Annotated in this window: 10 protein-coding genes; 5 read left to right on the forward strand and 5 right to left on the reverse strand. The window is 73.3% G+C overall.

The window, feature by feature from the left end; translation table 11 throughout:
* The first annotated feature begins 59 nt into the window (after positions 1-59).
* Together J7I94_RS37655 and J7I94_RS37660 are read left to right on the forward strand one after the other, a co-directional pair.
* Positions 60-971 carry a YceI family protein gene (locus J7I94_RS37655; protein WP_215174850.1) on the forward strand — a complete coding sequence of 304 codons (912 nt, stop codon included), beginning with the start codon at positions 60-62 and terminating at the stop codon, positions 969-971.
* A gap of 349 nt (positions 972-1320) precedes the next feature.
* Positions 1321-2259, forward strand: a complete 939-nt coding sequence (locus J7I94_RS37660) for a TauD/TfdA family dioxygenase (protein WP_215174835.1) — start codon at positions 1321-1323, stop codon at positions 2257-2259.
* 58 nt (positions 2260-2317) lie between these two features.
* Here J7I94_RS37660 and J7I94_RS37665 read toward each other — a convergent pair whose 3' ends face one another.
* The 3 genes from J7I94_RS37665 to J7I94_RS37675 form a co-directional block, all read right to left on the reverse strand.
* Positions 2318-3877, reverse strand: a complete 1560-nt coding sequence (locus tag J7I94_RS37665) for a carboxylesterase/lipase family protein (protein ID WP_251076328.1) — start codon at positions 3875-3877, stop codon at positions 2318-2320.
* Positions 3878-3996: 119 nt separating this feature from the next.
* Positions 3997-4965 (reverse strand): threo-3-hydroxy-L-aspartate ammonia-lyase, encoded by a 969-nt coding sequence (locus tag J7I94_RS37670; RefSeq protein ID WP_215174838.1) that lies wholly within the window; start codon positions 4963-4965, stop codon positions 3997-3999.
* Between the two features lie 98 nt (positions 4966-5063).
* The gene (locus J7I94_RS37675; RefSeq protein ID WP_251076329.1) at positions 5064-5513 is read right to left on the reverse strand and encodes a hypothetical protein; all 450 of its coding nucleotides are present in this window, start codon (positions 5511-5513) and stop codon (positions 5064-5066) included.
* Between the two features lie 1100 nt (positions 5514-6613).
* Between J7I94_RS37675 and J7I94_RS37680 the strand changes: the two genes are divergently transcribed.
* From J7I94_RS37680 to J7I94_RS37690, 3 genes are all read left to right on the forward strand, one after another.
* The gene (locus J7I94_RS37680) at positions 6614-7489 is read left to right on the forward strand and encodes a helix-turn-helix transcriptional regulator (protein WP_215174840.1); all 876 of its coding nucleotides are present in this window, start codon (positions 6614-6616) and stop codon (positions 7487-7489) included.
* A gap of 143 nt (positions 7490-7632) precedes the next feature.
* Complete coding sequence (locus J7I94_RS37685) at positions 7633-8448, forward strand: SAM-dependent methyltransferase (RefSeq protein WP_215174855.1); 816 nt, start codon at positions 7633-7635, stop codon at positions 8446-8448.
* A 96-nt stretch (positions 8449-8544) separates the two neighbouring features.
* The gene (locus tag J7I94_RS37690; protein ID WP_215174842.1) at positions 8545-9129 is read left to right on the forward strand and encodes a GNAT family N-acetyltransferase; all 585 of its coding nucleotides are present in this window, start codon (positions 8545-8547) and stop codon (positions 9127-9129) included.
* Positions 9130-9173: 44 nt separating this feature from the next.
* On the opposite strand, the gene J7I94_RS37695 is transcribed toward J7I94_RS37690, so the two are convergent.
* Positions 9174-9944, reverse strand: a complete 771-nt coding sequence (locus J7I94_RS37695) for a trans-aconitate 2-methyltransferase (RefSeq protein WP_215174846.1) — start codon at positions 9942-9944, stop codon at positions 9174-9176.
* A 110-nt stretch (positions 9945-10054) separates the two neighbouring features.
* Positions 10055-10448: rhodanese-like domain-containing protein (locus J7I94_RS37700; protein ID WP_215174848.1), on the reverse strand; the 394-nt coding region annotated here is incomplete at its 5' end.

Here is a 10448-nt window from a genome sequence, read left to right on the forward strand (position 1 = left end):
CTCCCCAGCTCCCCCATCTCCACCCCCAACTCCCCACTCCTCCACGAAAGGTGAACACCATGCCCCTCGGGCTGCTCCGACGCCGGTGGAACAGGAACGCCACGGCCAGTCCGAGTCTCACCCTGCCGCTGCCGGCCGGCGCGGGCGGCGTCAGCCGTACCGTTCTGGACCCGGTCGACCAGCCGCTGGCCGGTGCCGACGTCACGGTCACCGCGCTCGACACCCACCGGCTCCTCGCCCGCGGCACCACCGACCCCTACGGCTTCTTCGTGGCCGCGCTGCCCGCCGGCCGCTACAGCATGCTGATCGTCGCCGAGGGCCTGGAGCCGCACCGCGAGACCATCGAGATCACCGGCGACTCCCACCCGGACACGGGGCTGGTGCGGCTCCACTCGGCCCAGCAGCTCGCCCTGCCGCCGGCGGGCAGCTGGGTTTTCGACCCGCCCCACACCGCGATCCGGTTCATCGCCAAGCACGTCGGCATGGCCCATGTGCACGGCCGTTTCGAACGCTTCGACGGCGTCCTCCACATGGCACCGGACATGTCCGACTCCCGGGTCCAGGTCCGCATCGACGCCGCCAGCATCACCACGGGCAACACCACCCGGGACAACCACCTCCGGTCGGCCGACTTCCTCGATGTGGAGAACTACCCGCACATCGACTTCGTCAGCACCCGCTTCGCCTACCGCGGCGGCAGCAGGTGGGTCCTCAACGGCACCCTCAGCATGCACGGGGTGAGCCGCTCGGTCGGGCTGGAGACCACCTACCTGGGCACGGTCAACGGCGGCTACGGCGAGGAGTTGCGCTGCGCGGCGCTGGCCAGGGCGGAACTGCACCGTGAGGACTACACCCTCAACTGGCGGTCCATGCTGGCGCGCGGCATCGCGGTGGTGGGTCCGACCGTGCAACTGGAACTGGACGTCCAGGCGATGTACCGCACGCACGACACCCCCATGCCTCCCGAGTAGCCCGCACGGTGTGCCATTGACAGCGGCGAAGCGGGGATCACACAATCACTCCATGCTCATTTACTGGTTCGAGTCAGCTGCGGGGCCTCTGCGCGTCCCGGAGCGAACCGGGTGTGAGCGCTCCGGCCGCTAGCCGGAGACCTCCCGCGCGCGAGCCGGCAGGCTCACCGCGCCTCCCCGCATTCACCGGCGTCCCGTCGTACCGGACGCCCATCCGCCGTTGCCAGGGCCGGCCGTGACGGCGGTGCGCCGCGGACGGCCCTTTCCCGCGTTCCCCGCGTTCCGGGTCTTCCGTCCGCTCCGCGTGTCCGCCGTCCCGGCCGGGCCCGGCCCGAAGGAGAGGACCCCCATGACCGCCACGGCCGCCGTGCCGCCCGTCACGCTCCGCACCGCACACATCCCCGGAGACGGGCTCTACGAGGGGCCGCGCGTCCTGCGCCGGCTGCCCGACGGGTGGGAGGAGCGCCCGTACGAACTCTTCGACGTCGTCCCACAGGCCCGCACGATCGGTGCCGAGATCCGTGGTGTGGATCTGTCGCGTCCGCTGACGCCCGCCCTGCGCGAGGAGTTGGACCGCGCCCTGGCGGAGTGGAAGGTGCTCTTCTTCCGCTCCCAGCACCTCACCTCCGACCAGCAGCGCGCGTTCGCCCGCAACTGGGGCGACCTGGAGACCAACCCGCTGCTGGCCAGGGGCGCCGGCGAGGACGTCGTCCGCTTCGACAAGAGCCGCGGTGCCGTCCCGACCTTCGAGAACGTCTGGCACACCGACGTCACCTTCCGCGAGCGGCCCGCGCTGGGCGCCGTCCTGCAACTGCGCGAGGTGCCCCCGTTCGGCGGTGACACCATGTGGGCGGACATGGCCGCCGCCTACGACAACCTGCCGCAGGAGGTGAAGGACCGCGTCGACGGCGCCCGTGCCGTGCACGACTTCATCCCCGGCTTCGCCCGCTTCTACGGCCCCGAGCGACTCGCCCCGTTCCAGGACGTTTTCCCGCCCGTCGAGCACCCCGTGGTGTGCACCCATCCCGTGACCGGACGGCGGATGCTGTTCGTCAACGCCTCCTTCACCACCCACATCACCGGCATGGACCGCGACGAGAGCGACCGGCTGCTGCGGTTCCTGTTCCAGCAGGCGCACGTGCCGGAGTACCAGGTGCGGTTCCGCTGGCAGCCGGGCGACATCGCGTTCTGGGACAACCGCGCCACCCAGCACTACGCCGTGTACGACTACGGCTCCGACCGCCGCGTCGCGGAGCGCGTCGCCATCACCGGCGACCGCCCGTACTGACCCGCCGTGCGCGGTCCCGGCCCGGGACGGCGGCACCGTCCCGGGCCGGGTTCCGGGGTCAGGAGGCGGGCTGGTTCCACAGGTCGCACTTGTGCTGTTCGGGGAACGTGGTCTGCGCGGTGATCGCCTCGGGGTCGAGGACCTGGACCTTCGGGAAGAGGGGCCAGTGCGGGGCACCGGCGGCGTACGGGACGCCGGTCTTCGCGAAGTTGGTCCAGTAGCCGAGCATCGCGTCGGCCAGGGCGTTCTGGGCGGGGGTGCCGGTGACGCCGCCGAAGACGTACCGGATCTCGGAGCCGTGCGGGGCGCCGATCGGGAAGCTGACCGGCAGGCCGAGGTGGTCCATGGCGTGCCGGTCGGCGAACTCGTACTGGTAGGAGCGTACGTACCGTGCCATCAGGCCCGCCGTCCGGGACTGCGGGCAGGCGAACGGGGAGTCCGTGAGTATCGCGCCGAGCGCCTCGGCGGGCGTGCCGTGGTCCGACAGCGGGTAGCGGGCGAGGATCGCGTCGGCCCGGTCGCCGTACAGGGCGCGGACCGCGGGCGGGTATCCGGCGGCGGTGAGCTGCCGGCCGGCCAGGTCGTAGGTGCTCGCCACGGTGAGGCGGCCCTCGTCGGCGGTGGTGCCCTGGAGGACGGGGACCCGGTGGAACCGTCCGCTCTCCAGCGCGTCCGTCACCTGCCGGGGCAGCACGGCACCGTCGACATTGGGCGTCCAGCGGGCGGTGGGGCTCTGCGCGGCGGTGAGCACGCGGTCGGCGGGCAGCGCGCGCAGGCACGCGGCGTCCGCGCAGCCCAGCGAGGCGGCCCAGGCGGTGCCGCGGCTCTGCTGCGACTCCTGGGTGGGCAGGGTGAACCCGCAGCCCGACTGGGCGATGGCCCGGTCGAACAGGCCGGCGGTGCGCGGCGAGACCAGCTGGTGGCAGACGCTGCCGCCGCCCGCCGACTCCCCGAAGACCGTGACGTTGTCGGGGTCGCCGCCGAAGGCCGCCACGTTGTCGCGCACCCAGCGCAGCGCCGCCTGCTGGTCGAGCACCCCGTAGTTCCCGGAGCTGCCCTCCGCGGACTCGCCGGCCAGGTCCGGGTGGGCGAGGTAACCGAAGGCGCCGAGGCGGTAGTTGAGGGTGACGACCACCACGTCGCCGTCGGCCGCGAGGGTGCTGCCGTCGTAGAAGGTACCGGAGCCGACGGTGAAGCCGCCGCCGTGGATCCACACCATCACCGGACGCTCGAGCGGTGACGGCCGGGCCGGGGTGTGGACGTTGAGGTAGAGGCAGTCCTCGCTGGGCGTGCCGGGTCCGGCCAGGTCGCCCCAGGGGCTGCCCGAGGCGGTCTGCATGCAGGGGTCGCCCGGGGCGGTCGCGTCCCGGACGCCGGTCCAGCGCGCGGGCGCGGCCGGCGGACGCCACCGGAGCGTGCCGACCGGTGGTGCGGCGTAGGGGATGCCGAGGTAGGAGTGCGCTCTCTCGCCCGCCTCGCCCCGCACCTGGCCGTACCGGGTGGTGACGGTGGGCCCGTCGTCGGCGGCGACGGCGGGGGCGGGGGCGTACCACAGGCCGGCGGCCAGCAGCAGGAGCGCGCCCACCCGTACTCCGATATGTCGTGCCCATGACATCATGGATGCCTCCATCGGGAGAGGGTTCCGAACGACTCCGGAGTCTGGCCGCAGCGGCGGGCGGCCGGCATCGCGTGAATCACCGGTCCCGTCCGCCCGCGCCCGCCGGGCCGGCCGCCGCGTCAGCCGCCGAGGAGCGTGCCGAACCGCGCGGCGTCGACGTTGCCGCCGGAGGCGATGACGCCGATCCGCCGCGGCGGGTTCTCCACACGTCCGGCCAGCAGGGCGGCCAGGGCGGTGGCGCCGCTGGGTTCGAGGACGATCTTCAGGCGTTCGAAGGCGAAGCGCATGGCGTGGACGATCTCGTCGTCGGTGACGAGCGCGATCGCGTCCACCAGGCGCCGGTTGACGGCGAAGGTGATCTCGCCGGGGGTGGGCAGGGCCTGGCCGTCGGCGATGGTGCGCGGGACGGGGACGGTGACGCGTTCACCGGCGGCCAGCGAGCGCTTGGTGTCGTCGCCCGCCTCGGGTTCCACCCCGATGACCCGGACCGCCGGGTACAGGGCCGTGGCCGTGACGGCGCTGCCGGCGATGAGCCCGCCGCCGCCGACGGGCACCACGAGGGCGTCCAGCGGGCCGGTGTCCTCCAGCAGTTCGAGGGCTGCGGTGCCCTGGCCCGCGATGACGTGCGGATGGTCGTAGGGCGGGACGAGGGCCAGGCCGCGGTCGTGGGCCAGGGCACCGCCGAGCGCGGCGCGGTCCTCGGTGTAGCGGTCGTAGGTGACGATCTCCGCGCCGTATCCGGCGGTGGCCTCCCGTTTGGCGCGCGGGGCGTCCTCGGGCATGAGGATCACGGCGGTGGTGCCCAGTTCGCGGGCGGCCAGGGCGACGGCCTGGGCGTGGTTGCCGGAGGAGTAGGCGGCGATGCCCTTGGCCCGCTGCTCGGGGGAGAGCCGGGAGGCGGCGTTGTAGGCGCCGCGGAACTTGAAGGCGCCGACCCGCTGGAAGTTCTCGCACTTGACGAACACCTCGGCGCCGACCCGGGCGTCGAGGGTACGGGAGGTCAGCACCGGGGTGCGGTGGGAGACGCCCGCGAGGCGCGCGGCGGCGTCCCGGACGTCGTCGAAGGTGACGGGCTCAGCGGCGGCCATGATGCGTCCTTCGGGTCGGGAGACGGCGGCCGGGCCGTACGGGGTGCGGTGCGGGCCGGCCCGTACAGGGTAGGGCGGGGGCCCTTGGTGCCGAGGGGTCAGCCGGAGGCGTCCAGTTGCCAGCACGGCGGGCCGCCGGCCAGGCGGCAGGTGAGGACGTAGAGGGGTATCGGCGGGGTGTACGGGGAGCCGGTGCGGGGCGCGTGGATGAGTCCGGGCCGGTCGGCGCCCGGTCTCGGCCGGTGGGTGGAGGTCCAGGAGGGGTCGGCCACCCGGGCGCCGACGGCGTACGTGGTACCGGGCGGCCAGACCACGCCGATCTGCGAGCCGGAGGGGACGATCCACCACCAGCGCCGGTCGTCCCCGAAGACACAGCCCACGCGGGGCAGCCGGTCCATGATGTGCTCGCCGTGTTCCCGGGGCAGCCCCACGGCGTCGTAACCGAGGTCCGCGGAGAGCCGCGCCGGTATCCGCAGGCGCTCGGCGTGCTCGGGCGGGCGCTGCCGCGGGCGGGGCGATGAGAGGTCGGGGAGGGACGGTCGGTCCATGAGGCAGGGGTCCTTCGGCCGAGTGGGGGGTGGGCCGGGCAGGGCGGCACGGGACCGCCGGTGGTGCGGTCGGCCTCCGCTCTCAGGCGGGTGCCGCCGCACTGTCTCGGGCGGGTGCCACCGCGCTGGTGTCCGGTGTCGGGCGGACGCCGCCGTGCTCGTGTCTGTTCTCAGCGGGTGCCATCGTGATCAGGTCGGTCCTCGGGCGGGCGCCGCCGTGCTCGTGCTCTGTTCTCAGGCGGACACCACCCGTGCTCGTAGCCGCTGCCAAGCGGGGGCCGCCCGTGCTCGTGTCCGGTGTCGGGCGGACGCCGCCGTGCTCGTGTCTGTTCTCAGCGGGTGCCATCGTGATCAGGTCGGTCCTCGGGCGGGCGCCGCCGTGCTCGTGCTCTGTTCTCAGGCGGACACCACCCGTGCTCGTAGCCGCTGCCAAGCGGGGGCCGCCCGTGCTCGTGTCCGGTCTCAAGCGGGGGCCGCCCGTGCTCGTGTCCGGTCTCAGGCGGACGCCGCCGTGCTCGTGTCTGTTTTCCGCGAGGTCGGTGAGGGTGCCGTGCCCGCGCCGTACGGCGGCCCCGCGCGCCGTACGGTGGGACGGGGTCAGGGAGGTCCCGGAGGCGGGCCGGTCGGGGCCGTCGGCCCGGGGAGTCGACCGGTGTGCCCGCCTCCGGGTGTGCGCGGGGACCGGGTGCGCTCCGGTGGTCGACCGGCCGCCCGGTCCCGCGCTGCCGCCCCGCGGCTCCGGCTCGGGCGGGCCGGCCGCGGGTGGCACGGGTGGGGTGGCGTTCCGGCCCGGTCGTGTCCGGGCGGTCCGCCCGGCGTCCGAGAGGAAAGGGCCACACATCGCCATCGCCTTCCGTCCGCCTTCGCACCGGCCATACCCGGACCGCCGGCAGCCGGTGCGGCATCACCGGTGTACGTGACAACCGGAACGGTGACTCCACTGTGGCACCTTCCGACCACGCCTCGCAACCGGCAAGTTGAAAATTGCAAGTGACCACGTGCATGCTGCTCCTCGCGGCGACGAGGCCGCGATGGCCCGTGCCACCTGAGCGCATGAGACGGTGACCCGGGGGACTTGGCGAGCGAGTGAGGGAGCGGGCGTGCGGGCGGAGACCGACTGGGGCGGCGCTCCCTCCGTCCTTCGCATGATCCTCGGCAAGCAGCTGGAGGCACTGCGCTCCCGGGCCGGCCTGACGTACGAGGAGGCGGGGGACGCCATCGGGGTCAGCCACTCCACGATCCGCCGGATGGAGGCCGCCAAGGTGGCCCGGCTGCGGCTGACCGACGCCGAGAAGCTCCTCCAGGTCTACGGGGTGACCGACCAGCAGGAGATCGACACCTTCCTGAAGTCGGTCCGTGAGGCCAACAAGCGCGGCTGGTGGCACACCTACCGCGATGTCATGCCGGACTGGTACGCCGCCTATCTGAGCCTGGAGCAGGCGGCGTTGCAGATCCGGGCCTACGAGAGCGCGTTCGTCCACGGGCTGCTGCAGACCGAGGCGTACGCGCGAGCCCTGCTGGGCGCCGGCAATCCGCACGCCCCGGCCGAGGCCACCGAGCGCCGGGTGGCGCTGCGCATGCGCCGCCAGGATCTGCTCACCCGCCAGGCGCCGCCCAGGGTCTGGGTGGTGATGGACGAGACGGTGCTGCGCTGGCCGGTCGGCGGGGCGGACGTGATGCGCGCGCAGATCGGGCATCTCATCGAGGTCAACCGGCTGCCGCACGTGACGGTGCAGATCATGCCGTTCGCCGGCGGGCCGCATCCCGCCATGCGGGCGGGCGCGTTCCAGCTCTTCCGGTTCCGGGCCCGGGAACTCCCCGACGTCGTCTACCTCGACGGACTGGTCGGCGCCGTCTACCTCGACAAGGGCGACGACGTCGTGGTGTACCGGGAGGCCCTGGACCGGCTGGGCGCCCAGGCGACACCCGCCGCCCGGACCGAGGCCGTTCTCGAAGCGATGCGCAAGGAACTGTGACGGCACGCCCTCCGACGCGCGAGGGCCAGACGGTGCGGCCGATGCCGGGCGTGAAAGCCGGTGCCGCCGACGTTCTGCCGTGAAGTGTGCTTTCTTTGTTGAGCGTTGGCCCGAACCTCACGACCTGCATGGGAGACATGACGGTGCCCGACAACGGATGGCCCGCTGACCGCATCGACACCGAGCACGCGCACTCCGCGCGGATCTACGACTACATCCTGGGCGGCAAGGACTACTATCCGGCGGACCAGGAGGCGGGCGACGCCATGTCCCGGGAGTGGCCCGCCCTGCCGGTCCACATGCGCGCCAACCGGGACTGGATGAACCGCGCCGTGCGCTGGCTCGCCGAGACGGCGGGGATGCGCCAGTTCCTGGACGTCGGCACCGGCATCCCCACCTCTCCCAACCTCCACGAGATCGCCCAGGCGGTGGCTCCCGACGCGCGGGTGGTCTACGTCGACAACGATCCCATCGTGCTCACCCTCTCCCAGGGGCTGCTGGCCAGCACGCCGGAGGGCAGGACGGCGTACCTGGAGGCCGACTTCCGTGACCCGGCGGCCATCCTCGACGCGCCGGAACTGCGCGAGACCCTCGACCTGACGCGGCCGGTGGCGCTGACCGTCATCGCCATCGTGCACTTCATGCTGGACGAGGACGACGCGGTGGGCGTGGTGCGCCGGCTCCTCGAACCGCTGCCGTCGGGCAGCTACTTGGCGATGTCGATCGGCACCGCGGAGTTCGCCCCCGAGGAGGTGGCGCGGGTCGCCCGTGAGTACGCGGCCCGGGACATGCCGATGCGGCTGCGCACCCTGGACGAGGCCCATGAGTTCTTCGAGGGTCTGGAGCTGGTCGAGCCGGGCATCGTGCAGGTGCACAAGTGGCACCCGGACGGCACGGGCGAACAGGGCATCCGCGACGAGGACATCGCCATGTACGGAGCGGTCGCCCGCAAACCGTGACGCCCCCGCGGGGGTGCGCACACCGACGGCCCGTGCGGCCACGGGACCGCGCCCCCGCCACGGCGGGACACACCCGTCTCTGGCAAGCTGGCGGGTGTGACAGCACCCGAGACAGTGCACGCCCCCGCGTTCGGTCAGATAACCCGGCCCGAGGACCTGCCGCCGGACCTGCGCCGGGAACTGCTCGCCTGCTGGGCGGCGGTGGCCAACGCCGGCGGGGCGGTGATCCCGGCGGACTGCCCCCTGCCGCCGGTGTCCCCGTCGCACCTCGCGCCGGCCCTGGACCGGCTCGTGGAGCAACTCGCTCCCCGGCGGAGCCGGCTGCTCGTGGCCACCGTGGACGGCGCCCTCGCGGGCTGGCTGCTCGTCCGCCGCGAGTCGCACCCGCTGGAGACACACTGCGGCGTCGTCAACCACGTCCAGACCCAGGTGCCGTTGCGCGGCCTGGGTATCGGGGCGGCGCTGATGCGTCATGTGCGGGACGTGGCCCGCGACGAGATGGGCCTGGAGCGGCTGAAGCTGACCGCGCGGGCCGGCCTGGGACTCGAGGTCTTCTACCGCAAGGCCGGCTGGACGGAGGTCGGCCGGTGGCCGGGGGCCCTGCGGGTGGCGCCGGGCGACGACCGCGACGAGATACTGATGTCCCTGGCCCTCCGGAACGTGCCTGCCGCGGAGAACTGAGAGCCTCTCCGGGCCATCGGCCTCGCCCCGTCACCCCTCGCCCCTCACTCCTTGACGGCCACCAGCACACAGCTGTCCCCGAACTGCCAGACCGGCGTGACGTGCCGGAAGCCCGCCCGGCGCAGCAGCTCGGTGTGCCGGTCCAGGGAGAGGTCCTCCGCACCGGCGCTCCCGCCACCGGACGGCCGGCGCCGCTCGCGCTCCGTGAACAGGTCGGCCAGTTCGGGGTCCCGGGCCACCTCGGACCACCAGGACCGCCAGTCCTCATGGGTGTCGGAACCCGTCCGCTCGGCACGGCGGCGCCCCACGACCGCGGTCAGGTCGGAGCAGGGCGTCGCCGCCGGCCGGAAGTGATCGCCGTTGACCAGGGCACCGCCGGGCCGCAGCAGGGCCGCGACGGCCCGGTAGGTGTCCAGGAGCGTGGGCTCGTCGAGATAGTGCAGGGCGGTGGTGGAGACGGCGGCGTCCAGGCCGCGACGCAACTCCAGGGCGTCGGTCCAGCCGTCCGCGCCGATCACGGTGTCGACGTACCGGGCGGCGTCGGAGTGGTGGGTACGACCCAGCTCCAGCAGCAGCGGGTCCATGTCCACGGCGACGATCTCCGCGTCCGGCATCCGGTGGGCGAGCCGGGCGGACAGCGAGCCGGGGCCGCAGCCCAGGTCGAGCAGGAGCGGCCGGGGACCGGCCGTCATCGTGACGTGTTCGACGACATCCGCGATCACCGTGAACCGCTCCTCGCGGTCCACCGCGTAGCGCCGCTGCTGCCGTTCCCAGCGCTCGACCCACATCGCGGCCGTTCCCATGCTCACGCCCATCTGGTCGCGCCACCTCTTCCGTCTCTCACCTGTTCACTGCCGGGACAGAAATCTACAGGTGGAAACGGTTATCACTTACCACTGGAGGCGGCGGCGGACGTTCGGGCCGTTCACTCCCGTACCAGTGGGGCGCCCGCGTCCCGCCAGGCGACGATCCCGCCCGCCAGGCTCCGCACGTCCGGATGCCCCATCCGCGCCAGCGCCGCCGCGTACCGCAGCGACTTCTCACCGACCGGACAGGCCAGCAGGACCGGTGTGCTCTTGCTGAACGGCAGCCCGCCCCGCAGGAGTTCCTCGAACACCTCGTCCACGATGTTCAGCGAACCCTCGATGTGCAGGGCCGCGTAGGCGTGCGGGCCGCGCAGATCGACCACGAGGGGGCGGGGGTCGCCCTGCGCGATCCACCGCTGGGCGTCGGCGGTGGCGATGACGCGGGCCTCGGCGTCGGTCACCGCCGCCGTGGCGTGGTGCCGGTCCGGCCGTCGGCCCAGCAGCTCGGGGCGG

This window comes from Streptomyces sp. ISL-12 (assembly GCF_018614415.1).
Taxonomy (GTDB): domain Bacteria; phylum Actinomycetota; class Actinomycetes; order Streptomycetales; family Streptomycetaceae; genus Streptomyces.

Bases quoted from the DNA above. Each gene is read 5' to 3' on its own strand.
- J7I94_RS37655 (WP_215174850.1), top strand. From the start codon at position 60: ATGCCCCTCGGGCTGCTCCGACGCCGGTGGAACAGGAACGCCACGGCC.
- J7I94_RS37660 (WP_215174835.1), top strand. From the start codon at position 1,321: ATGACCGCCACGGCCGCCGTGCCGCCCGTCACGCTCCGCACCGCACAC.
- J7I94_RS37665 (WP_251076328.1), bottom strand. From the start codon at position 3,877: ATGATGTCATGGGCACGACATATCGGAGTACGGGTGGGCGCGCTCCTG.
- J7I94_RS37670 (WP_215174838.1), bottom strand. From the start codon at position 4,965: ATGGCCGCCGCTGAGCCCGTCACCTTCGACGACGTCCGGGACGCCGCC.
- J7I94_RS37675 (WP_251076329.1), bottom strand. From the start codon at position 5,513: ATGGACCGACCGTCCCTCCCCGACCTCTCATCGCCCCGCCCGCGGCAG.
- J7I94_RS37695 (WP_215174846.1), bottom strand. From the start codon at position 9,944: ATGGGCGTGAGCATGGGAACGGCCGCGATGTGGGTCGAGCGCTGGGAA.